This is a genomic window from Actinoplanes sp. NBRC 103695 (assembly GCF_030269485.1).
GTDB lineage: Bacteria > Actinomycetota > Actinomycetes > Mycobacteriales > Micromonosporaceae > Actinoplanes.
Map to the genome: position 1 here is coordinate 342,823 of NZ_BSTL01000006.1, position 24,540 is coordinate 367,362.

General features: G+C 70.7%; 20 protein-coding genes and 1 pseudogene. 9 read left to right on the forward strand and 12 right to left on the reverse strand.

The features are described 5' to 3' along the window. Positions 1–60: 60 nt before the first annotated feature. From QSK31_RS12655 to QSK31_RS12705, 10 genes and pseudogenes are all read right to left on the reverse strand, one after another. The gene (locus QSK31_RS12655) at positions 61–1,047 is read right to left on the reverse strand and encodes a glycoside hydrolase family 99 protein (protein ID WP_285683734.1); all 987 of its coding nucleotides are present in this window, start codon (positions 1,045–1,047) and stop codon (positions 61–63) included. Next, entirely contained in the window at positions 1,044–3,854 is a 2,811-nt protein-coding gene (locus tag QSK31_RS12660) for a PQQ-dependent sugar dehydrogenase (RefSeq protein WP_285683735.1), read from the reverse strand. Before QSK31_RS12660 ends, QSK31_RS12655 begins: the two co-directional genes overlap by 4 nt. A gap of 4 nt (positions 3,855–3,858) precedes the next feature. After that, a pseudogene (locus QSK31_RS48790) lies at positions 3,859–5,007 on the reverse strand (ThuA domain-containing protein); the annotation flags it as partial. A gap of 76 nt (positions 5,008–5,083) precedes the next feature. Then, positions 5,084–7,807 (reverse strand): glycosyl hydrolase family 95 catalytic domain-containing protein, encoded by a 2,724-nt coding sequence (locus QSK31_RS12675; protein ID WP_285683737.1) that lies wholly within the window; start codon positions 7,805–7,807, stop codon positions 5,084–5,086. 193 nt (positions 7,808–8,000) lie between these two features. Further along, positions 8,001–8,876, reverse strand: a complete 876-nt coding sequence (locus tag QSK31_RS12680; protein ID WP_285683739.1) for a hypothetical protein — start codon at positions 8,874–8,876, stop codon at positions 8,001–8,003. 97 nt (positions 8,877–8,973) lie between these two features. After that, positions 8,974–10,575: an amidohydrolase gene (locus tag QSK31_RS12685; protein ID WP_285683740.1), complete on the reverse strand. Its 1,602-nt coding sequence runs from the start codon at positions 10,573–10,575 to the stop codon at positions 8,974–8,976. 193 nt (positions 10,576–10,768) lie between these two features. Then, positions 10,769–11,416 carry an IclR family transcriptional regulator gene (locus QSK31_RS12690; protein ID WP_285683741.1) on the reverse strand — a complete coding sequence of 216 codons (648 nt, stop codon included), beginning with the start codon at positions 11,414–11,416 and terminating at the stop codon, positions 10,769–10,771. Between the two features lie 46 nt (positions 11,417–11,462). Beyond that, positions 11,463–12,671, reverse strand: coding sequence for a fumarylacetoacetase (fahA, locus tag QSK31_RS12695; RefSeq protein ID WP_285683742.1), 1,209 nt, complete (start codon positions 12,669–12,671; stop codon positions 11,463–11,465). Further along, positions 12,668–13,858 (reverse strand): homogentisate 1,2-dioxygenase, encoded by a 1,191-nt coding sequence (locus QSK31_RS12700; protein ID WP_285683914.1) that lies wholly within the window; start codon positions 13,856–13,858, stop codon positions 12,668–12,670. Before QSK31_RS12700 ends, fahA begins: the two co-directional genes overlap by 4 nt. 130 nt (positions 13,859–13,988) lie before the next feature. After that, complete coding sequence (locus tag QSK31_RS12705; protein ID WP_285683743.1) at positions 13,989–14,303, reverse strand: winged helix-turn-helix transcriptional regulator; 315 nt, start codon at positions 14,301–14,303, stop codon at positions 13,989–13,991. A 275-nt stretch (positions 14,304–14,578) separates the two neighbouring features. Between QSK31_RS12705 and QSK31_RS12710 the strand changes: the two genes are divergently transcribed. From QSK31_RS12710 to QSK31_RS12720, 3 genes are read left to right on the forward strand one after another with little or no spacing between them, the layout of a single operon-like run. Beyond that, positions 14,579–16,132, forward strand: coding sequence for a TetR/AcrR family transcriptional regulator (locus QSK31_RS12710; RefSeq protein WP_285683744.1), 1,554 nt, complete (start codon positions 14,579–14,581; stop codon positions 16,130–16,132). 53 nt (positions 16,133–16,185) lie between these two features. Then, positions 16,186–16,749, forward strand: a complete 564-nt coding sequence (locus QSK31_RS12715; protein ID WP_285683745.1) for a transcriptional regulator — start codon at positions 16,186–16,188, stop codon at positions 16,747–16,749. Further along, the gene (locus tag QSK31_RS12720) at positions 16,746–17,936 is read left to right on the forward strand and encodes a PEP/pyruvate-binding domain-containing protein (RefSeq protein WP_285683747.1); all 1,191 of its coding nucleotides are present in this window, start codon (positions 16,746–16,748) and stop codon (positions 17,934–17,936) included. The genes QSK31_RS12715 and QSK31_RS12720 overlap by 4 nt, the downstream gene beginning before the upstream one ends. Here QSK31_RS12720 and QSK31_RS12725 read toward each other — a convergent pair. Beyond that, positions 17,917–18,969, reverse strand: a complete 1,053-nt coding sequence (locus tag QSK31_RS12725; protein ID WP_285683748.1) for a hypothetical protein — start codon at positions 18,967–18,969, stop codon at positions 17,917–17,919. The genes QSK31_RS12720 and QSK31_RS12725 overlap by 20 nt on opposite strands. Then, complete coding sequence (locus tag QSK31_RS12730; RefSeq protein WP_285683750.1) at positions 18,966–19,313, reverse strand: PadR family transcriptional regulator; 348 nt, start codon at positions 19,311–19,313, stop codon at positions 18,966–18,968. Before QSK31_RS12730 ends, QSK31_RS12725 begins: the two co-directional genes overlap by 4 nt. Before the next feature lie 447 nt (positions 19,314–19,760). On the opposite strand from QSK31_RS12730, the gene QSK31_RS12735 reads away from it, so the two are divergent. The 6 genes from QSK31_RS12735 to QSK31_RS12760 all read left to right on the forward strand — a co-directional run bounded on the left by QSK31_RS12735 (position 19,761) and on the right by QSK31_RS12760 (position 24,539). Next, positions 19,761–20,393 carry a GTP cyclohydrolase II gene (locus tag QSK31_RS12735; protein ID WP_285683751.1) on the forward strand — a complete coding sequence of 211 codons (633 nt, stop codon included), beginning with the start codon at positions 19,761–19,763 and terminating at the stop codon, positions 20,391–20,393. 5 nt (positions 20,394–20,398) lie between these two features. Further along, the gene (locus QSK31_RS12740) at positions 20,399–20,875 is read left to right on the forward strand and encodes a deaminase (protein WP_285683753.1); all 477 of its coding nucleotides are present in this window, start codon (positions 20,399–20,401) and stop codon (positions 20,873–20,875) included. Next, complete coding sequence (locus QSK31_RS12745; RefSeq protein ID WP_285683754.1) at positions 20,872–21,336, forward strand: MarR family winged helix-turn-helix transcriptional regulator; 465 nt, start codon at positions 20,872–20,874, stop codon at positions 21,334–21,336. Before QSK31_RS12740 ends, QSK31_RS12745 begins: the two co-directional genes overlap by 4 nt. Positions 21,337–21,445: 109 nt before the next feature. Continuing rightward, positions 21,446–22,660, forward strand: coding sequence for an extracellular solute-binding protein (locus QSK31_RS12750; protein ID WP_285683756.1), 1,215 nt, complete (start codon positions 21,446–21,448; stop codon positions 22,658–22,660). Continuing rightward, positions 22,657–23,682: an ABC transporter ATP-binding protein gene (locus QSK31_RS12755; protein WP_285683757.1), complete on the forward strand. Its 1,026-nt coding sequence runs from the start codon at positions 22,657–22,659 to the stop codon at positions 23,680–23,682. Before QSK31_RS12750 ends, QSK31_RS12755 begins: the two co-directional genes overlap by 4 nt. After that, a complete protein-coding gene (locus QSK31_RS12760) occupies positions 23,679–24,539 on the forward strand; it encodes an ABC transporter permease (protein ID WP_285683758.1) in 861 nt (286 codons plus the stop codon). Before QSK31_RS12755 ends, QSK31_RS12760 begins: the two co-directional genes overlap by 4 nt. Position 24,540: the final 1 nt, after the last annotated feature.

The window sequence follows — 24,540 nt, forward strand, 5'->3', positions numbered from 1 at the left end:
TAAGGAGGATGGGAGCGATAGATCCGATGTCTATCAGCTCGCCACCCTCCTTAACAAGAGTTACGCGACAAGTCGCCGAGCAGACATCCTATCTATCCAGAATCTGGTGCGATCCAGGTAGGCGGTCTCGGCGGCGGCTCCATTCCTCCCGTACGCGCCGTCGTAGGTCTCGTAGCCGAAGCCCGCGGGCGGGCTGGAGCTGGCCGGTTCGATCACCGAGCCCTCGTGCCACTCGTTGAAGGACGTGATCGACACCCAGGTCGGCGTGGACGCCAGGGCGTTGTTCCACTGCCGGTCGTAGGTGGCGCCGTTCTCCCGGCCCAGCGTCGGCGTCGTGTTGCCGGGCACCGCCCGGTCGTCGACGTACCCGGGCCCGATCGACGGCGCCCAGACGAGCCCGTTCGCCCGGCAGTACGCGCTCGCCCCGGCCCAGCCCGGCGCGGTGTTCCCGGCGATCGCGTCGTAGGTGTACATGCCGCCGAAGTGGGCCACCTTCGACGTGTCGGTGGTCTGCGCCAGCACGACGCTGGTGTCCCGGACCTGATCCAGGGCGGACCAGTCGGTGATCCGCAGGCTCTCGAAGACGTAGACGGCGTTGTGGAACGCGGGGCTGCCGCCGTAGCGGGCGTGCAGGTACCGGATGTCGTCCACGGTTGACCGGGCGGTGCGGCCGCCGTACGGCTCGTGGTGCCACGCGACCTTGATGCCGTGCCGGGCCGCCGCGTCCAGCACCCCGGGCGCAAGGTTGTCCTCGTACGAGCCCTGGCCCCACCAGCTGTAGACGAGCACCCCGACGCCGGCCTGGACCAGCCATTGCATGTGCTGCTCGAAGACCTCACCCGAGTCGTAGGGACCCAGCGACGGGTAGAGGTTGGCGCCGATGCCCAGCGGTGGGGTGTGCCCGCCCTGCTGCCAGTGCCGCCAGCCGTCGGTGCGGCCGTACCAGGAGTAGTAGAAGATGTGGGCGTTCTCGTTCAGCAGCAGCCGCTTCTGCGGAAGACCGAGCGGCACGAGAGCGGCAGCGGCCAGCAGGGATCGGCGTTTCATGAGCTCTCCACCAGGTCGAATTTCTCCCACGGCCCGATCGTGTCGCGGTTGGCGACCAGCGGCTGGGCGCCGGCGTTCTCCGCCGTCACGTACTTGCCGTTGACCGTCGCCCGCAGGCTCTCGCTGCCGTCGGCGTTGCGGATCAGCGTGAACGTCTCCCACGACCCGGCCGCCGGCCGGTTGGCGATCAGCGGGTCGGCGCCGCTGTTGTCCGCGCAGACGAACTGGCTGTTCGCCCGCGAGCGCAGGGCGATGCCGCCGCCGCCCAGGTCGACGACGTCGAAGCGCTCGGTCGCCCCGGCGGTGGCCCGGTTCGCGATCAGGGCCGTCGTGGCGTTGGCGGCGCTCACGTACTGGTTGTTGATCAGGGCCTTGAGCGTGGCTCCGCCGGTCGGCGCGGAACCGGTCTCCAGGGTGAAGGAGTCCAGGTCGAACAGGTTGCCGGCGCCGCCCTTGAAGACGAAGTACAGCGTGGTCATCCCGGCCGGCACGTTGCTCAGGGGCGCGGACACGGTCGTGAACGTCTCCCAGTCGCCGGTCACCGGGACCGTGGCCGTCCCGTGCAGCGTGCCGGTGGCCGAGCCGCTGCGGATCTCGATGGTGCCGCCCGCCCCGGCCGACGAGACCCGGCCGACGAAGCGGGTGGCGTCGGAGATGTTGTAGGGGAAGAACGAGATGCTGTCGTTGTTCTCGATGAACCCGACGGTCACCCCGCCCTCGGCGGCCGCGTGCGTGGCCGTCTGCACGCCGCTCTGCGCGGTCCAGTGCTCGGCCTGCCGATGCCGCGGCTGCAGCATGATCCGGCTGGTCGAGGTGAGGCCGCCGTTGTCGGTGTAGGACACGACGAAGTAGCCGAAGATGTTCGCCGCCGCGTCGTGCTCGCCGTCCACCGGCACGGCCATCGTCCCGGTGCACCCGGCCTGGCGCTTGATCTCGTGCTGGTGGTTGTCGTGGCCGAGTTCGTAGGCGACCTGCACCTTGGCGCAGTCGACCGCGCCGTCCTCCGGATCGGTCACGGTCACCGAGTACGGCACCGAGTCGCCGAAGGAGAACAGCCGCCCGTCGCCCGGCGTCGTGAACCGTACCGTCGGTGCGGTGTTGCCGACGGTCACGACCAGGCTGGCGGTGGCGGTGAGCCCGGTCGGGTCGGTGACGGTCAGCGTCGGTGTGAACGTACCCGTCGCGGTGAAGGTCTTGGTCGGGTTGGCGGCCGTCGACGTGGTGCCGTCACCGAACACCCAGCGGTAGGTGAGGGCGCCACCCTCCGGGTCGGAGCTGCCCGCGGAGGAGAACGCGATGGTCAGCGGGGCGGGACCGGAGGTCTTGTCGGCGGCCGCCTTGGCCACCGGCGCCCGGTTGCCGCCGCCGATGTACTCGACCCGCCAGAGCGCGGCGTTGTTGCCGCCGGTGCCGTAGTCGAGCACGTAGAGCGCCCCGTCCGGCCCGAACGCCATGTCCATCACCTGGGTGCCGGTCCACGGGAAGCCCTCGATCAGGCCGGGCGTGCCGTCACCGTTGACCGTGATCGCCTTGATCCACTGCCGGCCGTACTCGCCGGCGAAGTACTTGCCGTCGAGCGCCTGCGGGAACTTGACCGGCGAGGTGTTGCTCGCGTCGTACCGGTAGACCGGGCCGCCCATCGGCGACTCGGAGCCGCCGCCGAACTCCGGCGGTGAACCCTCGAAGCCGTACCGGATCCAGGCCGGCCGGGCCGGGGGCAACGTCTGCTGCCCGGTGTTGCGGAACGAGTTGTTGGCCGGGCCGCCGGCGCAGTTGAACTTGGGGCCGGTGCTGTTGGACGCGAAGTTCCACTCGTTGTAGATCTCGTTGCTGGTGTTGGTGCCGGTGCAGTACGGCCAGCCGTAGTTGCCGGCCGAGGTGATCCGGTTGAACTCGACCTGCCCGCCCGGCCCGCGGCTGGCGTCCCCGCCGCCCGCGTCCGGCCCGTAGTCGCCGAGGTAGACGACGCCGGTGGGCTTGTCGACGCTCATCCGGAACGGGTTGCGGAACCCCATCGCGTAGATCTCCGGCCGGGTGTTCGCGGTGCCCGGCGCGAACAGGTTGCCGCTCGGGATCGAGTACGTCCCGTTGGCGTTCACCTTGATGCGCAGGAGTTTGCCGCGCAGGTCGTTGGTGTTGCCGGAGGTGCGCTGCGCGTCGTACGACGGGTTGCGGTCGGTCCGCTCGTCGAGGGGGCTGTAGCCGTTGGACTCGAACGGGTTGGTGTCGTCGCCGGTGGTCAGGTAGAGGTTGCCGGCCGCGTCGAAGTCGATGTCGCCGCCGACGTGGCAGCACATCCCCCGGTCGTTGGGCACCTGCAGGATGACCGTCTGGCTGGCGGCGTTGAGCGTGTTGTCCGCGTTGAGCGTGAACCGGGACAGGTTGAGGTTGCCGCGGAAGCGGTCCCAGTCGGCCTGCGTGCCGTTCGACGGCGCGGCGCCGGCCGGGGTGCTCAGCGGTGGCGAGTAGTAGAGGTAGATGAACCGGTTGGTGGCGAAGCCGGGGTCGACGCCGACGCCCTGCAGCCCCTCCTCGTCGTTGGTGTAGACGGGCAGGGTGCCGGCCACCTTGGTGTTGCCGGCGGCGTCGGTGACCCGCAGGGTGCCGTTGCGGGCGGTGTGCAGCACCGAGCGGTCGGGCAGCACGGCCAGGCTCATCGGCTCGCCCAGCTCGGCGCTGCCGGAGGCGAGGCTGACCTGCTGGTAGTCGGCGGCCGGGAGGTCCGCGTGGGCGGGGGCGGCGGAGGCGACGAGGGTGCCGCCGGTGACCGCGAGCAGCATGGCCGCGAAGGCCGGGAATGCGCGCATGTCAGGCTCCGTACACGTTCAGGTCCCACAGCGAGTAGCCCCACTGGGTGGCCCGCTGGGTGCCGTAGACCCGCACGTAGCGGGCGCTGGCGCTGAGCGTCGACTCGTCCACGCCGCCGTCGCTGTTGGTGACGGTCGCGGCGGTGGTCCAGGCGGTGCCGTCGGTCGAGGTCTGGATCTGGTACGCCCTGCCGTAAGCGCCCTCCCAGGTCAGCTTGACCCGGTTGAGCGCCCGCACGGAGCCGAGGTCGACGCGGATCCACTGCGGGTCGGCGAACTGGCTGCTCCACCGGGTGCCCGCGTTGCCGTCCACCGCGTTCGTAGCGGGATACGTGGCTGATTCAACGCTGGAAGCGGTCGTGGGTCGCCCTCTTGCAAGGTCGGTGCTCACCACACCGCCGCAATTGGCGGACACGGACTGCGCGGCGATGCGGATGCCGCCGAGCAGCATCCGGGTGAAGTTGGCCTCGCTGTACGACTCCTCGGTGTGCCCGAGGCCGGTGTACCAGGCGCGTCCGCCGCCGACGTTCTTGCACCAGCTGATCGGGTGGTCGGCGCCCATGGTGCCGCCGGAGTAGGTGCTCTCGTCCAGAGTGGCCAGCACGTGCGCGCCGCCGCTTCGGGGGTTGGTCTGGTAGTTGTACCACTCGTCGGTGCGCGACCAGGCCGCCGGCAGGTGTGCCGTGGCGTCGGTGGTGCGGTCCTCCACCCGGACCGTCGCGGTCTGGATCGCCGGGTGCGAGTGGAAGTACGCGCCGGCGGTGGTGCCGTACCAGGTCCAGGCGTACTCGGTGTCGGCCGCCGCGTGCACGCCGACGTAACCGCCGCCGCCGTTCACGTACGACTCGAACGCGGCCTGCTGGGTGTCGTTGAGGACGTCGCCGGTCGTGGAGAGCCAGACGACGGCCTGGTACTGGGCCAGGTTGGCGGTGGTGAACTGCCCGGCGTCCTCGGTGGCGGTGACGCCGAAGCCGTTCTGACTGCCCAGTTGCTGGATCGCGGCGACGCCCTGGGGGATGGACGAGTGCCGGAACCCTGCGGTCTTGGAGAAGACCAGGACCTTGGTGAGGGGTGCCGCGGCGGCGGGGGTGGCCGGTACGGCGGTGGCGGTGGCGGTGATCAGCACAGTGGCGGCCAGTGCTTTCCAGCGCATGCGGTGCTCCTTTGAGGGGATGGGGTGGGGGCCCGCCTTTCGGCGCGGCGGGCCCCCACCTGTTGGGGGAACGGGTTCAGTTCTCGACCAGGGTGAATTTCTCCCAGGGTCCGACGGCGTCGCGGTTGGCGATCAGGGGTTGGGCGCCGGCGGCGTCGGCGCAGACGTAGCGGTTGTTGACGGTCGCGCGAAGGCTGATGGTGCCGTCCGGGTTGTTCACCCGGGCGAAGGTCTCCCACGAGCCGGCGCTCGGACGGTTGGCCACCAGCGGTTCGGTGCCGGCGTTCTCGGCGGCGACGTACTGGTTGTTGACCCGTGCTCGCAGGGCGACGGTGCCGCCGCCGAGGTCGACCAGGTCGAAGCGTTGCGCGGCGCCGATCGAGGTCCCGTTCGCGATCAGCGGGCCACTCCCCGCCGTCACGTAGAGACCGTTCGCCGCGGCGAGCAGCCCGGCTCCCCCGCCACCGCTGCTCGCACCGAGACCCAGGGTGGAGGCGGTCCCGCTGAGGCTCTTGACACCGTTGTTCGCCGATCCGGTCAAGGTCGTCCTGGTGTACGAGCTGAGCGGTTTCGCCGTCCGCTCCACCACGTACGTCGTGTTCGCGGCGGTCGCGAAGCTCACCTCGGCGGCCGTCGTGGTCGTCAGGACGGCGTCGTCGGACGTCCGCCGTACCCGGATCTCCTGGTTCGCCCAGGGGTTGACCACCCGCGCCTGCTTGCCGTGCAAGCTGCGCAGGCCCACATACTTGGTCTCCTGCGCCTCGCGTTCCGAGCTGACCAGGAAGCCGTCCTTGGCCAGCAGCGTGAACCTGTAGGTTCCGTCGCCGGTCACCGCGGGGAACACCCGGATCTTGTCGTTGTACGACTGCATCAGCGACTCGTTCACGGCGACCAGGTGGATCCCGAGATACTCGAGGACACCGTTGGTGTTGCTGGTCATGCCGTTCGGGTGGTTCTGGTACTTCTGGAGCATGGTCCGCATGCCGGCCAGAGCTTGCGCGCCGAGGCCCAGCCGGGCGGCGTGCACGTGGTCGTTCGACCACACGTTCCCGTACGGGTGCGGGCGCACGTTCCAGGTCTGGATCGCGGTCGCCGTGTCGGGACGGCCGATGCCGGTCTGGTCGTAGGGCCAGGCGAGCTCCAGGGCGACGTTCTCGTTGTTGCGGGTCGGCGAGACCGGCGGGTCGTGCGGCAGGTAGGCGCCGTCCTGGACCTGGTAGGGCGCCAGGTTGCTCACGACGTCCTGCCAGCCGGCGCGCAGACCCGCGTCCAGGCCGAGCTGGGTGGAGACCTGAACGGTCAGCGGGAAGAGCAGCCGTACGGCGGCCAGGTCGGTGATCGCGTTCTTCACGTCCCAGTACGTCTCGTGCGAGTTGCTGCTGGCCATGTAGTACTGGGATCCGTTGCGGGACAACCGGTTCTGGTAGAACCGCACCGACTCGCGCATGAACGGGTAGGCGACGTCCCGCAGGTAGGCCGCGTCGTTGGTGTACCGGTAGTACAGGTACATGTTGTACGCGGCCTCGGTGCCGGTGGAGTAGATGTCGTTGACGTAGTCGCTGTTCACCGTGCCGCGGGCGTTGCCGTCCCAGCCCATCGTCTCGGGCACCCACAGCGAGTCCGTGCCGTACCGGGTCTGGGTGTACGCCTCGAGCGCTCCGAGGTTGCGCGCGTACAGGTTGTTGAAGGAGCGCATCAGATCGGCGTGATTCGAGGCGTAGAACGAGTTGTAGACGTCGCGCTGATTCCAGTACCAGTAGCCGTTGCTCCACTTGGAGTTGTCCTGGGTGGCCCGGAAGACGCCGTTGATGAAGTGCACCGGATAGTTGCCGTAGCCACCGGCGGCGATCATGTACGTCGCCAGGTAGTAGACGTTCTCCAGGTAGTCGTGGTCGCTGCCGCCGGTGTCGTACTGGACGAAGCTCTTCTGCCAGAACGCGTGCCACCAGTTCTTGTAGCCGGCGAACGTGGTGGCGTATCCGGTCTGCTCGACCGCGGCGAGCTGATCCCGGGCGGCCCGCACGGAATCGCCCCCGGCGGCGTTCTTCCGGCTGGCGGCGGTGAACCAGATCGTGTAGCTGTCCGACGGCGTGATGGTCAGGCGTACCCGGGTGCCGTTGATGGTCTGCGACGTGAACCCGGTGCCCTCGACCGTGGCGGCGAGGGTGTATCCGAAGCCGTTCGGGTCGTTCTGGCCGCGGCTGAGCCCCACGCCGGTGCTGTCGGCGAAGGTGCTCGCGGTACGCCAGGTTTGCAGGTCGGGCACGTCGGCGATGTTCTGCACCTGGCTCAGGTCCCACAGGCTCAGGTCGAGGCCCGTGGCCGTTGATCCGAAGCCCTCGACCCGGACGCCCATCACCTCGGAGTTCGGCGAGCCCATCACGGTGACCGTGCGGTTGCCGCCGTAGTTCGTGGTCAGGGTGCCGTCGTAGAGGGATAGGCGCTGCTGGGACTCGGTTCCGACGCCGAAGAGGTTGACGTTCCCGGCGGCGTAGGTGGACTGCTGCGCCAGATCCACGCCGGACACCTGCATGGTGAGGCCGTTCTGGCTCCACGCCATGGCGCCGGTGCGGCCGTTGCCGACGGTCAGGCCATGGATCGGGTTGGTGTTGGCGCGGTTGTAGACGACGTCGTGCTTGGACAGGTAGCTCGCGTGGTCGACGTCGAGCCGGCCGGTGCCGCTGTCGAACGCGGCGTCCGCCGGGCCGGCGGCCGCGGCGGGGGCCGGGATGCCCGTCACGGGGGCCTGGATGCAGAGAACGGCGGCGAGCGCAATGATGGTCGGCGTACGCACCTTCATCGACACGATCCCTTCGATCGCTCGTGGCAGGGTCCGCCCGTCCGCCGAAAACGGGCAGTCAGCGTGGGTCCGACACTGTCCGACCCACGCCCGTGACACGTAGTTAACATTGGACGTCTGCCGGAGTCAATCCGCGACCGTCAATGTTTTTAACTATCTGGAAGCGCTTCCCCGTCACACCGCCGATCGCTGGTCAAACAGACATCGGATGTTTACGTGTCTTGACCCACACGGACACGGCAATCAACGCGCCCGGGAGAGCCCCGAGCAGCCACAGCAGCGCGGCCGGCGCGAAGATCAGCTCCCCGAGCGGCCCGCGGATCTCGGGCGGATCCCCGATCCGGCCGCGCGGGCAGTCGACGTCGGCGGGACCGCCGGCCGGCAGGTCGAAGACGCCGTAGAGGACGGTGACGATGCTGTCGCTGTTGTCCGTGAACTCGACCGTCGGCTGACTGATCGGCACGTCGGCGCCGTCGACCGTGATCGTGCAGGACGGCGGCTGATCGTTGTAGGTGGCGAAGACGGCGTGGCGACCGGCCGGCAGCTCCGGCGACGGGGCGTCCGTCGTCGCGGCGGGGTGGAACCGGGCGGTGGCCCACTCGGCGCCGACGCTGACGAAGTCGGCCACGCCCGAGATGCCGGCCAGACCGGCCACCACGGCGACCGCGTACCACCGCCGGCCCGGCACGGCAGACCGTGGCTCACGGCGCGCCAGCTTCCCCACGCCGAAACCGAGGCCGGCGGCCACCACCGGGATCAGCGCCAGCAGGACCGGCGACGGGCCGCCGTGCAGGTCGTCGATCGGAATCACGGAGCGGTAGACGAGGTCATCGGCGACCAGATGGCCGACCGAGACGCCGGCCATCACCGCAAGCACGAGCTTCAGAGAAGCACGTGTGCTGTGCACGAAGCCCAGGATCAGTCCGGCCACCGCGGCGATCACCGTCGCCGTGACCCGGAGGTCGCCGATCTCCGGGCTGTACCCCTCGTACTTGAAGCCGTCGAGCCAGACCGGCGTCAGCACGAGACTCACCGGGATCCAGCCGACCCACGCCGCGATGCGACCCATGCGGCGACGTTAGTCGATCACCGCACGTCCGGTCGGATTCAGCGGCCACCACTGGGAGACCTGCGAACCCCCGGTGGAGCGCCGCGGAGACTGGACGCTATGACCGATGGGTGACGGTCCCCCCGACCACGGTCAGCGGGACCGGGGACTCGGCGAACTCGTCGGGGTCGGCGGCCAGCGGATCCAGGGCGAAGGCCGAGAGGTCGGCCGGCATCCCAGGGACGATGCGGCCGGCGCGGTCCCCCTCACCCGCCGACGCCGCCGCGGCCGTCGTGTAACCCTCAAGCGCCATCCGCGCGGTCAACGTCTGCGACGGGACGATCGGCTCGACGTCGTACGATCCGGCGGGGCGGCGCAGGCGGGCCGAGGCGATGATGCCGCGCGGGTCGTACGAGGCGATCGGCCAGTCGGAGCCCAGCGCGATGCGGGCCCCGCGGTCGTGCAGGTCGCGGACGCGGAACGCGCGGCCGGCCCGGGTCGCGCCCAGGCGCCTGGACCAGTTGTCGTCGCCGTCGGCGCGGGTGAAGTGGCTGCAGTGGTTGGGTTGCATGCTCGCGGTGACGTCCAGGGCGGCGAACCGGGCGAGCAGATCCGACGGCATCGTCTCCAGGTGTTCCATGCGGTGCGGGACCGCGGAGACGCGGGTGATGCCCTCGAAGGTGTCCAGCACGTACCGGATGCCGGCGTCGCCGATGGCGTGCGTGACGATCGGGACGCCCGCCGCGACCAGGTGGCGCACCGCCGCGCGGTACTCGTCCGGGTCGGGCCACAGGCAGGCCGTGGACTCGCCGTGCGCGTCGGGCTCGTCGAGCCAGGCGGTGCCGACGTCGATCACGCCGTCGATCATGAACTTGGCGCCGTCGACCCGCCAGCGCCGGCCGCCCGTGCGCTGCAGGTCGACGACGGCGGCCAGGCCGTCGGCGTCGACGCCGGGGTTGACGAAGGGGGCGCAGCGCCAGCGGATCGGCAGGTCGCCCTCGTCCTCCAGGGCGGCGAACAGCTCCGCCGAGTCGTCCTCGAAATCCATGGCGTTGGCGCCGGTCAGGCCGGTCGCGGCCATCGCGCGGAGCAGATCCCGCAGACGGGTACGCCGATCCGAAGGCTCATCGGCCGGCATCACCTCGTCGAGCAGCGCGGTGGCCTCCATCTCCAGCAGATGCCCGGTGGGCCGGCCGTCCGCGTCGCAGACGATGCTCGCGCCGGACGCGAACTCGCGCGGCCCGACGATCCCGGCCAGTGCCAGGACACGCGGGCTGGCGATGGCCGAATGCGCGTCGAACACCTGGATGACGGCGAGCACGTCGGGGCCGAGCACCTCGACGATCGGGGCGTTGGTCACCGGCACGTCGCCGAACGCGTTCGTGTCCAGGCCCCACCCCTCCACCCAGCCGTCCCGCGGAACGGTCCGCGCCAGGGCGGCCCTGAGGTCGTCGAGGGTGCGTACGCCGGTGAGGTCGGCGCCGCGGGTCATGCCGATGCCCATCACCGGGTGGAAGTGGCCGTCGACCAGGCCGGGCATGATCGCGGCGGAGCCCAGGTCGAGCACCTCGGTGTGCGGGCCGCGCCACTCCCGGGCGTCGGAGCGGTCCCCGGTCGCGGCGATCAGCCCGCCCGCGATCGCCACGGCGGTCGGCGCGCGACCGTCCCTACCCAGGGTGTGAACGATGTCGGCCAGCAGGATCAGGTCGGCGGCGGGCATGCCACTCAACCTAAGTCCTGTCTCGTGGATCACCCAAGTGCGAGGCGGGGTCCAGAGGGTGGCTGACAACGACCGAAAACCGCCCGAATACCGGTGTTGTATTTGGGTGGTTTTCGGGCGCTGTCAGGCGCGCTCTGGGCCCCTCCGCAGCCCTGGGTGATCCACGAGACAGGACTTAGGCCACCGGCCGCCCTCATCCGGTGATCTTCTCCGCGGCAGCCCGCACCGCCTGACCGATCCGCGCCTCGCCGAACTCCGACTCGACGTACACCACCGCCAGCGCCGCGTCCCGCATCGGCGCCGCGACCGACCGCAGCCCGGGGACGACCTCGCCGAGCGACGCCGCGTACCCGATCCGCCGGGCCTCGGTGAGCTCGGAACGGTCGCCTGCCCGCGGCGGGTCGTTCATGAGCAGCGCCAGGCCGGGCGCGCCCCGATCCACGGGGTGCCGGATGCCCGGCCGGTAGGCCACGTGCGCCTGCGTGTCCTGCGGTTCGACGCTGGTCACCGTCACCGCCTCGGCGCCGGCCCGGACCACCAGGAAGGCGGTCATCCCGAGCTCGGCGGCCAGCGCGGCCAGGTGCGGGGTCGCGGCCGAGACCAGATCGGTGCGTACGCCGCGGGCCAGCGCCGCCAGCCCGAGGCCGAGACCGTACCGCCCGGCCGCGTCCCGCTCGACCAGGCGGTGGTCCTCGAGGGTGCGCAGCAGCCGGTAGGTGATCGACCGGTGCATGCCCAGCGCCTGACCGATCGCCGTGGCGGTCCGCAGATCCCCCGCCGCCAGGTGTTCCAGGATGCGGATGCCGCGGTCCAGCGTCTGGGACTGTGGCGCGTCCGTCATCTTCTCGCCCGGCCGGGAAGGCGATCGTGACAACCGCTTCGCCCGGTCACGACGCGGGCTCGACCCGGCCGGTCACCTCGCCGAAGCTGATCCGCTCGCCGTCCGGGCCGGGCGCCGACGCGGTGATCGTGACGACGTCGCCGTCCTCCAGGAACGTGCGGGTGCTGCCGTCGGCCAGCTTGATCGGCTCGGCGCCGTTCCAGGACAACTCGATCAGGGAACCGCGCTGGTCACGGTCCGGGCCGCTGACCGTGCCCGAGGCGAACAGGTCACCCGTACGCAAGGAAGCGCCGTTGACCGTCATATGCGCCAACTGCTGCGCGGCGGTCCAGTAGAGCAGCCCGGCCGGCGGCGACGAGAGCAGTTCGCCGTTGAGGCGCACCTCGAGCGTGAGGTCCAGCCCCCAGCGCTCGCCCTCGTCACCCAGGTAGGGCAGCACCGGCGTGTCTCGCGGCGGCGGCGCGATCCGGGCGTGCTCCAGCGCCGCCAGCGGCACCACCCACGGCGAGACGGACGTGAGGAACGACTTGCCCAGGAACGGGCCGAGCGGCACGTACTCCCACGCCTGAATGTCCCGCGCCGACCAGTCGTTGACCAGGCACACCCCGAACACGTGCTCGGCGAAGCCCGCCACCGGCACCGGCTCGCCCAGCGCCGACGGCACCCCCACCACGAAACCGACCTCGGCCTCGATGTCCAGCCGCCGCGAAGGCCCGAACGCCGCGTCCTTCTGCTGGCCGAGCGGCCGGCGCACCGGCGTACCCGACACCCGCACCGTCCCCGACCGGCCGTGGTAGCCGATCGGCAGATGCTTCCAGTTGGGGGTGAGCGCGGGCTGGCCCGGCCGGAACATCCGGCCCAGGTTCTCGGCGTGGTGCTGCGAGCTGTAGAAGTCGACGTAGTCCCCCACCTCGACCGGCAGGTGCATCGTGACGGCGTCTCGAGGGCGCAGATGCGGCTCGACGGCGGCCCGATGCGCCGGATCGACAAGCCACCCGGTAAGCCGCCGACGGAGCTCGGCCCACGCCTCCGGACCGCGCGCGAGGAAGGCATTGAGGCTGCCCGTGGCGTGCACCTGATCGCCGGTCAGGCCGGCCAGGTCGATGACGTGATCGCCGATGGCGACGCCGGTCCGCCGGCCCCTTTGCTCTGAGCACATATACGCATCACCTGGCCGGTCGGGCGAGAAGACACCGAGCGGCAGATTGGCCAGGCCGAAACCGGTGCCGGCCGGCAGATCGATCCAGCTGCTCATGCGGCAGGCCCCCGCCCCGACCAGGACCACGCGTACTTGCCGTCATCCACCGCCGCGCCACCCTCACCGAGGCCGAGCGGGCGGAACGTGTCCACCATGACCGCCGTCTCGTCGAAGAACTCGGCGCCCAGCGATCCCTCCACCGCACCCGGCTGCGGCCCGTGCGAATGTCCGCCCGGATGCAACGAGATCGACCCCTGGCCGATGCCGGAGCCCTTGCGAGCCTCGTAGTCGCCGTCCACGTAGAACATCACCTCGTCCGAGTCGACATTCGAGTGGTAGTACGGAACCGGGATCGCGAGCGGGTGGTAGTCCACCTTGCGCGGCAGGAAGTTGCAGATCACGAAGTTGGCGCCCTCGAAGACCTGATGCACCGGCGGCGGCTGATGCACCCGGCCGGTGATCGGCTCGAAGTCGGCCAGGTTGAACACGTACGGGTACAGGCAGCCGTCCCAGCCGACCACGTCGAACGGATGCTCCGGCACCACATGGATCGTGCCGGCCAGCCCGCCCGGCCCGTCGCCGCGATGCTTGACATAGATCTCCACGTCGGTCCCCTCGGCCAGCAGCGGCTCGGCCGGGGTGCGCAGATCCCGCTCGCAGTACGGCGAATGCTCCAAGAACTGGCCGTAGCGGGAGAGATAGCGTTTCGGCGGCGCGATGTGCGAATTGGCCTCGATCGCGTACGTACGCAGCGGCTCCTCGCCGGTCGGCAGCCACCGGTGCGTGGTGTTGCGGGGAATGATCAGGTAGTCGTTCTTCCGCACCTCCAGCGCCCCGAACACGGTCTCGACCGTCGCCGCGCCACGCTCGACGAACACACACTCGTCCCCGGTCGCGTTCCGGTAGTAGGGCGAGGCGCCGCGCGAGACCGCGTAGGAAATCCGAACGTCGGCGTTGCCCAGCACCAGCCGGCGCCCGGTCACGGCGTCCTTGGCCTCGGGCAGATCATGCAGCTTGAGATGCCGCGGGATCAGCGGCTGATTGGGCGCCAGCGCCTGATCGCCCAGCGTCCAGGGCCGCGCGTCGACCAGCGACGACGGGATGCCGCGGTGATAGAGCAGCGAGGAGTCGGACGAGAACCCCTCCTCACCGACCAGCTCCTCGGAGTAGAGCCCGCCGTCCGGGCGGCGGTGCTGGGTGTGCCGCTTGGGCGGGATGCTGCCCACCTGCCGGTAGTACGCCATCCGATAATCGAACACCACGTGCGGATATCGGTCCACCCCTTGACCCCACCCACCACCCTTGCGTCGCTCCCGCGCCCGTCCCCGCGCGCCAATGCCCTGTCATCCCCCTAGCGCGTCACCCGTGTCGGTGTCAGGAGTGGCGGTCGTGGTTGTGGCGGTTCTCGGTGACCGTGTCCAGGTGGCGGGCCGACCAGTCCAGCAGACCGTCGAAGATCGGCTCGAGGGAACGCCCGAGGTCGGTCACCGAGTACTCGACCCGGGGCGGCGACTCGGCGAACGACGTGCGGACCACGAAGCCATCCGCCTCCAGCTCCTTGAGTCGAAGGGTGAGCATGCTCGGCGCGATGCGCGGCAACTCCCGTGCGATCTCACCGAAGCGCAGCCGGCCCCTGGTCAGCAGCACCCACAGCACCTGAGCCTTCCACCGCGGGAAGACGACCTCCACTGCAGGCGCTAGCGGAGCCTGGGCCTCGATCTTCACACCAGGGATCAACGGAGCCCGCCGCCGTGGCTTCAAGTGACCCGCGAGGCAACCGCTTGATCGTCCTAGGAACCTAGAGTTCTCGACTACTTCGACCACTCAGATGTTGATGCCATCTGGATGTTGGCTGTATCTTGATCGGGGTCATCTGGCGAGCGATGCCTAGGAGTAAGCAGAGCAAAGGGGCCCGAATGGTGAGGTTGAGTCGGGCTCAGCAGCAGGAGCTGACTCGCGCGGCGGTGCTCGGGGCGGCCCGCGCGGAGTTCGCGGTTCATGGATTTCTGGGTGCCAACGTCGACCGGATCGCGGCGCGTGCCGAGCTCACGCGCGGGGCGGTCTATGCGAACTTCCCCACCAAGCGGGCCCTCTACCTGGCCGTGCTCCTCGACCTCGAGAACGAGGAGGAGACCGCCCCGATGGAGAGCGGGCTCGATCTCGCGGATGCGGTGGAGGCCTTCGCCCGGGTCTGGCTCGAGCGGCTCCCCCTCGTCTCGGATGCTCCGGCCGACGCGAGACTCCGCCTCCGCTCGCTCTCCGGTGTCTTCAGCACGGCGCAGCCACCCACGCCGGCCTCCGTCGCCGACGACCACGGCCGGGTCCAAGCCCGCCCGCCGACACCGCTCCCCGCAACCGCCGGTGGCAGTGCGTCGCTCGACCACGGCCCGGCGGCCGGCGGTGACCCTGCCGTTGGTCGCGGCCCGGCGGACAGCCGCGGCCCAGCGGACAGCCGCGGCCCAGCGGACAGCCGCGGCCCGGCGGACAGCCGCGGCTTGGCGGCTGACGACAGCACGGTGGCCGATGGCGGCGCGAGCTCCGGCGATAAGGGCGCGCCGATGGCGTCCGACGGCCGCCATGCGGCGGCAGGCGCGGCAGTGGTGGTGAGTGATCGGCTGGATGCTGCGGCGGTGGAGCGGGCGGCGCTGGCGGGAGTCGCGCGGCTGGAAAGGCTGATGCTGGCGCTGGCGTTGGAGAGCCGGACGCCAGGGCATCGGCTGGTTCGGCTTGCTGGGGTGGTGCGGACGCTTCTTGACGGCGTTTGCCATCTTGCTGAGGTTGCGCCCGGTGTGGGTGATCCGTTCGATGTGGTGCGGGCTTGCCGGCATCTGGCTTCGCTCGATCTCGGCGATGTGTGGGATCCACCGCATCTGCCGTTCGTGGCGCCGGCCGAGCAGGGTACGCACATCGGCAATCCGGGCGGGCGGGACGCGCGCGTTGGGAATCCGGGCGGGCGGGACGCGCATGTGTGGGATCCGCCTGGGGGCCTTGTGGACCTGGTCGGGGGTGGGACCGTCGATCTGGGGCGGGAGGACGGGCTCATCGTGGTGCTGGGCACGGGACGGCTCGGGGCGGCGGAGGAGGCCGTTCGGTCGGGGGAACCGGTCACGCTGGCCGTGGTTACCAGGCGGCCTGCCGAGCTTGGGCGGCTGGTTCGGCTTCGGGTGACGGACTTGGCCCACTGTCTGCGCCGGGTCGTGCCGGGTGAGAGCTGGGCGCCGTCCCCGGACATGCCGGGCGACAGCCGGACGTCGTCCCCGGTCATGCCGGGTGAGAGCTGGGCGCCGTCCCCGGTCATGCCGGGCGACAGCCGGGCGCCGTCCCCAGTCGTGCCGGGCGAGAGCCGGGCGCCGTTCCGGATTGTTGTGGACGGCGCCGACGCCATCGCGGAGGAGCTCGGGTTTGTGGTGGATGACCAGACCGAGGCCGCGGTACGGGTCAGAGGGCGGCACATCGTGGCACGGGCCAAGGGACGCGGCGCTGCTCTCGCCATCGCGGACGCGAGAGATGACGGGTGAAGGGGGCGGCGGTGGACGACGGTGATGGGCTTGTGCTGCATACGTTGCGGTGTATGGGGTTCAGCTCGGCGGGCCGGGTGGCCGACGCCGCGGGGATCAGCGCTGACGACGCTGAGGACGGGCTGATCGCGTTGGCTCAGGCGGGGCTTGTCACGCATGAGCGGGGCGCCTTCGGTGGGTGGGGCGTCACCGACGCGGGCAAGCTGGTGGATGCCGAACGAGTCGCCGGTGAGCTGGACGCGGAGGGGGCGCGGGGCGTGCTCACGGAGGCGTACCGGAGATTTGTGGGGTTGAACTCGGAGTTCTTGGATCTCTGCAGTGCCTGGCAGATGAGGGCGGGGGGCGGCGGGCCGGTGATCAATGATCACGAGGACGCCGGCTACGACGGGGTCGTGCTGGAGAGGCTGGGTGATTTTGACGGGCGGGCCGTGGTGGTGCTCGGGGAGATCTCGGGGGCGGTTGCGCGGTTCGGGCGGTACCGGGAACGGCTCGGGGTTGCGCTGGGGCGGGTGCGGGGCGGGGAGATCGGGTACGTCGCGGACGAGCTCGAGTCCTATCACCACGTGTGGTTCCAGCTGCATGAGGATCTGCTGGTGACGCTGGGGATCCCGCGGTGATCCGGGCGCTGTCGGGCGGGCTCGGCCACGGGGCTGAGGTGATCGGGGGCAAGGCGCACGGGCTGGTTCGGCTGCTGCGGCTCGGGCTGCCGGTGCCTCCGGGCATTGTCGTCGGGGCGGCGGACTGCCGGGAGTATCTCGCCGCGGGAACACTGCCCGATGGGCTCGACGAAGCGGTCGCGGCGCTGGGGGGCAGGGTCTCGGTGCGGTCGGGCGCGGCCGTGTCGATGCCTGGGATGATGGACACGCTGCTGGATGTGACGCCGCCGGTGGCCACGGCGGTGGCTGCCGTCTTCGAGTCGTGGAACACGCCTCGGGCCGTCACCTACCGGCGGCTGCACGGCATCGCGGACGATCTCGGGACGGCCGTGGTGGTGCAGACCATGGTGTACGGCGATCGGGACGGGCGCAGCGGCTCGGGAGTGGCGTTCAGCCGGGATCCCAACACCGGAGACCCGGGGCCGTACGGCGAAGTGCTCTTCGGGCGGCGCGGGGACGCCGTGGTCGCGGGCGCCGAGCGGACCCTGCCGATCTCCGCCCTGCGAGCCCGCGAACCCGGGGTCTGGGACTCGCTGTGCGCGGCGCTACGAACCGTGGAGCGGCACTACCGCGACGTCTGCCAGGTGGAGTTCACCGTGGAGTCGGGGCGGCTGTGGCTGCTCCAGGTGCGTCCTGGCGGACTCGCCGGGCGGGCCGCGATGCGCGTGGCGGTGGATCTGGCCCGCGAGGGTCTGATCACCCGGGCGGAGGCCGTGGCTCGGGCCGACCCGGACCGGCTCCCCCGCACCCCGCTGCTGGCCGCCGGCATCGCCGTCCTGAGCCGTGGGCTGGGCGCCTCCCCTGGCGTCGCCACGGGACGCGTCGCGACCACCGCGGGCGCGGCCGTCCGGATGGCGGCCGCGGGGCCGGTCATCCTGGTGCGGCCCACCACGTCGCCGCTGGACCTGCACGGGCTGGCCGCGGCGGCGGGAGTGGTCACCGCCCGGGGCGGGCCGGCCAGCCACGCCGCCGTGGTGGCCCGGTCGATGGGCAAGCCGGCCGTGGTCGGTGCGCCGATCGGCGAACTCGCCGAGGGGCGGCTGGTCACCGTCGACGGGTCCGCCGGTGTGGTCGCCGCGGGCGAGCACACGCCGGTGGCATCGGCTGACGACCCGGCCGAGACGACGCTCAGGAAATGGGCTCGGTGACCGGATCCGTGGCCGGTCGGGCGCCGAACGCCACGGTCGCCACGCACAGCAGGCTCAGCAGCAGGCCGAGCAGGACGCAGCCGTAGCCGTACGTGAGACTCATCCCCCAGAACGGCTGGAACGGTGTGCCCAGCCGCAGCGGCTCCACGACCATGGCGAACACGCCGAACAACGTCTGCGGCAGCGTGACGAGCAACGCCAGGGCGGCCAACGTGTGGCCGGCCACGCGCGGGGCGGTGGCCGATCGCTCGGTGCGCCGGCTCACCCAGCCGGTCAGCAGCCAGCCGAGGAACGCGCCCAGCAGCATGCCGGCGGCGGCCGCGGCGGTGACATACCAGGGTGGCAGGCGCATCAGCGTGGCCGACGCGTAGAAGCTGCCCGCCGGCATGCGGTCCGTGTTGGTGATCGTGCTGGCCTCGAACTCGATGCTCAGGTCGTCGCGGATCGCCCAGATGCCGCGGCCGCTCTCGTCCAGTTCTCCGGTGGCGATCCACGTGTTGCCGGTCGGCGAGACGTCACGCACGGTCCAGCCGGCCGCCTCGAGCCGGGCCGCCGCCGCGTCCGTCCACGGGCGGTACCGACCGGCCACATAGTTGCCGCCGGCGGGGCCGAAGTCGTACGTGACGTACTGGAAGTCCTCGTTGCGGCCGGACGCCAGCTGCCCGGCGAAGCTCTGCTCCGAGATGTCCAGGAACAGGCCGTCGTCGCTGCGGTCGCCCTCGACCGGCAGGCCGGGGAAGACCGTGCCGGTGATCTCGGCCATCGCCGCGCCGGACGGGAAGTCGGGGACCGCGTTCCAGGTGGCCCGCGCGGCCAGGGCGGCGCCCGCGTACCCGGTGGTGAGCGCGACCAGCACCGCGACCACCGTCACCCAGCGGCTCGCCGGGCGGCCGAGCCGGGCCCGGAGGCCGTGCCGGAGCAGATCGAGATTTTCGGCCACCGAGGGCCGGCCGACGGCCAGGAGGGTGTCGAGCAGTTCTTCGCGGCGCGGCCCCGGAGGGTACGCCCGGAGCAGAAGCCGGTACCGCCTCACGCCGGGCCCAGCTCCGGCCGGCCGGACAGCCGCCCGCGCAGCTGGGTGGTGGCCGTCTGAGCGTTGCGTTGCAGGCGCTCGGACTCCGCCGCCAGCGCGAGCGCGCCGTAGTCGGTCAGGCGGTAGTAGCGGCGGGTCCGCCCGTCCACGACCTCGTCATGATCGACCGCCACCAGCCCCTCGGCGGTCAGCCGGTCGAGTGCCGCGTACAGCGTGCCGGCCAGCAGCGTGACCTGTCCCTCGGACAGCCGGGCGACCTCCTGGATCACCCCGTACCCATGTCTGGCCTGCTCGGCCAGCGCGGTGAGGATCCAGAAGGTCGGCTCGCGCATCGCCTTCCCCATGCCTCAGCAATATAAAGATCAGTTGAGTATGCGTCAACAGGCGCAGCGAGCCGGTCCGGCTTGGTACGGGTAGCCGGCACCCGTCAAGGGAATCGGCGTGGGGCCCCGGGGCACCGGTGGCGGTTACTGGGTGCGACTCGACCATGGCGGCCGGTGACAGACGCAATACCTGCACCTGCTGGAGCCGCCGATGGTCGACCACACTCCAGTCGTGACCGACGAGCACCGGATCGGAGACGTCGGGTGCCGACAGGAAGGTGTCCACGTGCGCGATGTGGTCGGCGAGCGTGTACGCGAGGTCCGGTTTCGGCGACGAGCCCATGCCGATCAGGTCGGGGGGCGATCCACCGGTGGCCGGTGTGACGAGTGACACCGGCCAGGATGTTGAAGTTTCATCAACATCGGTCGAGTGTTGTCGCTGAAAGTTCAACAACCGAGGGAGTCAGGATGACGGCCGCGATTCGCACCAGGGTCGTGGTGCCGCTGGAGTTCCCGGACGCCTACGCCACCAACGCCGAAGTGTTCACCTTCGGCGGTCTGGCGGACGGCAAGGAGCACCTGGCCCTCGCGCTCGGCGACTGGCGCGGCGCCCTGCGACGGGCCGCGGAGGGTGGCCCGGCTCCCCTGGTCCGGCCGCACAGCGAGTGCCTCACCGGCGACGTCTTCGGCAGCCTGCGCTGCGACTGCGGCCCGCAGCTGCGCGAGGCGGCGGAACGGATCACCGAGACCGGCGGGTTCCTGCTCTATCTGCGGCAGGAGGGCCGCGGCATCGGGCTCTACGCCAAGCTCGACGCGTACGCCCTGCAGGACGCCGGCCTGGACACCTACCAGGCCAACCTGGCCCTGGGTCACGCCGAGGACGAACGGGACTACACCGCCGCCGCGCAGATGCTCACCGCGCTCGGCGCCGGCCGGATCCGGCTGCTCAGCAACAACCCGGACAAGGCGGCGCAGCTCGCCGCGCTGGGCGTGACCGTGGACGAGCAGGTGCCGACCGGCGTGCACCTGTCCCCGTCGAACGTCAGCTACCTGACCGCCAAACGCGACCACACCCACCACACCCTCGACCTGGCAGGCTGAGCGCCATGGACCGCCACTGGCTCGGCGCCGCCATCGACCTCTCCCGGCTCTCCCCGCCGTCCCCGGCGCACTACGCCGTCGGGGCGGTCATCGTGAGCGCCGCCGGCGAGGTGCTCGCCACCGGCTACACCGGCGAGGGCGACGACCACGACCACGCCGAGGAGGTGGCGCTGGCCAAGCTGGCGCCCGGCGTGGACCTGACCGGCGCCACGATCTACAGCTCGCTCGAACCGTGCACGATGCGGCGCTCACGTCCGTACCCCTGCACGGGCTTGATCTTGAATTTCCGGATCGAACGGGTGGTGTTCGCGCTGCGGGAGCCGGAGATCTTCGCCGACTGCACGGGGCTGGAGACGCTGCGGGCGGCCGGAGTCGACGTGGTCGAGATGTCCGCACTCGGGCGAGAGGTCGCGGCGATCAACGCGCACATCCTGGGCCGTCCGCCGGCCGAAAACCGGTGCCCGGCGGACGTGGCGCGATGACCCGCTGGCTGTCACCGGCGGAGCAGAAGACCTGGCTCGACCTGGTGCAGGTGCTGATGCTGGTGCCGGCCGCGCTGGACCGGCAGCTGCGCGAGGACACCGGGATACCGCACGCCTACTACCAGATCCTGGCGATGCTCAGCGAACAGCCGGGCCACGCCATGCGGATGACCGACCTGGCCCGCCGCACCGGCACCACGACCAGCCGCCTCTCGCACGCCGTCGCCGCCCTGGAGCACAAGGGCTGGCTGCGCCGCGAGGCCTGCGCGAGCGACCGCCGCGGCCAGGTCGCGGTGCTCACCGACCTGGGCATGTCCACTCTGGAGGACGCGGCGCCGGGTCACGTGGAGGAGGTGCGCCGGCTGGTCTTCGACGCGCTGACGCCGGACGAGGTCGATCAGCTGGGCGCCATCGCGGGCAAGGTCAGAGCGGGTATCGCAGCCGGCTCTCGTCCGGCTTGAGGTGCCAGGTCATCTCCTGCTCACGCATCCAGTCGCGCTCGCCGAAGGTCGGCAGTCCGTCCACGTAAGCACCTTGACATATTTCCGAAATGGACTGAAGACTCTGCGGATGGCCGTGGACACCCGCAAGGCAGCTCGGACCGCCACCATCGCCGCTGTGCTGCTGATCGCGGGGTGCGGCGCGCCGGACGCACCCTCCGGAAGTTCCGGAGCGACCGACGGGCCGGTCCCGGCCGAGCCGGCGAAGGCCGTCACCCTCAACATCCTCGACGTCGCCGGGAACCTGCAGCTCACGCAGGGCATGATCGACGACTTCGTGAAACGCAACGGCGACCAGATCGACCGGGTCACCTACTCCAAGGCGACCGCCCCGGAACTGGTCGGCAAGGTCAAGGCCCAGCAGAACGCGAACCGGGTGGACATCGACCTGGTCCTGACCGGCGTGGACGGCCTGGCCGCCGGCGTCGACCAGGGCCTATGGCTCACGATCCCCGGCCGGGCCGCCCGGCTGACCGGCATGAGCAACTACCTGCCCGGCGCGGAGGCCATGCAGAAACTCGCGGGCGATGCCGGCGTGACGGTCACCTACTACCCGTCCGGGCCGCTCATCGAGTACCTCCCGGCGAAGGTGCCGAACCCGCCGAAGACGGCCGCCGAGCTGCTCGCGTACGCGAAGGCCAATCCCGGCGCGGTGCAGTACGCGCGACCGTCCAACTCGGGCCCGGGCCGCACCTTCCTGATGGGCCTGCCCTACCTGCTCGGCGACAGCGACCCGAAGGACCCGGTCAACGGCTGGTCGAAGACCTGGGCGTACCTGGCCGAGCTGAACAAGTACGTCACGCTCTACCCGTCGGCCACCTCGGAGACGATGAAGAACCTGGCCAACGGCTCGGCGAAGATCATCGTCAGCACCACCGGCTGGGACATCAACCCGCGCGTGCTCGGCACCGTGCCCAAGGAGGCCGCGGTCGGCACCCTCGAGGGCTTCCACTGGGTCACCGACGCCCACTACGCGGTGATCCCGAAGGGCGTGCCGGTCGACAAGCAGGCCGCCGTCCTCAATCTGCTCGCCGACATGCTGACACCGCAACAGCAGGCCAAGGCGTACGACAAGGGCTACTTCTACCCCGGGCCGGCGGTCAAGGACGTACCGCTGAGCATGGCGCCGCAGGAGAGCCAGCAGGCGCTGAACGAGTACGGGCGCCCCGAGTACTCCAAGCTGATCGCCGACCACCCGCTCGAGGTGCCGCTGGACGCGAAGTCGCTGGTGGCGGCCTTCGACCGCTGGGACAGGGAGATCGGCGGCGCCAAGGTGAAGAAGTGACCTTCTCCGCTCTGAGACTGGACGGTGTCACCCGTCGCTTCGGCGGCAAGGACGCGCTCACCGGTCTCTCCCTCACGATCGGCAAGGGCGAGTTCATCGCGCTGCTCGGGCCGTCCGGCTGCGGCAAGTCGACCGCGCTCAACTGCCTCGCCGGGCTGCTCCCGCTCTCCGAGGGCTCCATCTGGCAGGACGAACGCCGGCTGGACACGCTGCCGCCCGAGCGCCGCGGCTTCGGCATGGTGTTCCAGAACTACGCGCTCTTCCCGCACCTCTCGGTGCGGCGGAACATCGCGTTCGGGCTGCAGATGCGCCGGGTGCCGCGCGCCGAGGTCCGTCGCCGCACGGACGAGGCGATTCGACTGGTACGCCTGGACGAGCACGCTGCGAAGCTGCCGGGGCAACTCTCCGGCGGCCAGCAGCAGCGCGTCGCGATCGCCCGGGCGGTCGTCCTCGAGCCGTCCCTGGTGCTGATGGACGAGCCGCTGTCCAACCTGGACGCCAAGTTGCGCCTCGAGATGCGGACCGAGATCCGGCGGCTGCACCAGTCGCTCGGGCTGACCACGGTCTACGTGACGCACGACCAGGAGGAGGCGCTGTCGCTGGCCGACCGTCTCGTGGTGCTGCGGGACGGTCAGGTTCAGCAGATCGGTACGCCCGCGGAGCTGCACGACGCGCCGGCCAACGCGCATGTCGCGGATTTCATGGGCTACCGCAACCTGCTCCCGATGAAGGTGTCCTCCCCCGGCACCGTCGAGGGCTCCGGTCTCTCCTTCCGGGCGACCTCCTCGCTGCCGGTCGGATCCGACGTCGTGGTGGCCATCCGCCCCGAGGACCTGCTCGTCGGGCCGGGCGGCGTGCCGGTCACCGTCGAGGTCGTCGAGTACCAGGGACGCGAGGCCGCCGTCGAGGCCCGGACGCTCTCGGGGGCGCCGGTGCACCTGCGGGTGACGGAGAGGCCGTCGCCGGGCGACAAGGTGACCGTGGTCGCCGATCCGGCCCGGGTGCTGGTGTTTCCGGCGTGACGGCGCTGCGGCACCGGCTCGCGGAACGCGGCATCGACCGGCAGCTCGCTCTGCTCCTGCCGGCCCTGCTCTGCGTGCTGGTGCTCTTCGTCTACCCCTTCGCGTACGGCGTGGGCCTGTCCTTCCAGCCGTCCTCCGGTGGCGTGCTCGGGGCGTACCGAACGTTTTTCGAAGATCCTTATCAGCGGGACACCATCGCCACCACGCTCGGGCTGTCGCTCCCCGCCGCCCTTCTCAACGTGGCGGCGTCCGTGCCCATCGCCTACCGGATGCGCGGGCGGTTCCGGGGCAAGCGGCTGATGACGACCCTGCTGGTCGTGCCGATCACGCTGGGCACCGTGCTCACCGCCGAAGGGCTGCTCAACTTCCTCGGCCCGACCGGCTGGTTCAACCGGATCCTCCCCGGCGACGCCGTGCGGCTGACCAACAACTACTGGGGCGTCTTCTTCTCGCTGATCATCACCGGGTTCCCGTTCGCGTTCCTGCTGATCCTGTCCTACCTGAGCGGCATCGACCCGTCGCTGGAGAAGGCCGCCGCCACCCTCGGCGCCGGGTGGTGGCAACGCTTCCGCCGGATCACGCTGCCGCTGCTCGCGCCCGGCCTGGCCACCACGTTCTGCCTGACATTCGTGCTGGCGTTCAGCGTGTTCCCGTCGGCGGTGCTGGTCGGTGATCCCGCCGGGAGCACCCGGGTCATCTCCATCGCCGCCTACCACGCCGGCTACGAGGCGTACGACTATCCGCTGGCCAGCGCGATCGCCGTGGTCATGGGCGTGATCGAGCTCGTCGTCGTGGCCGTGGCGCTCGGGCTGCGGTCGCTGTTCTACACGGGCACGACCTCGTCCGGGAAGGGATGAC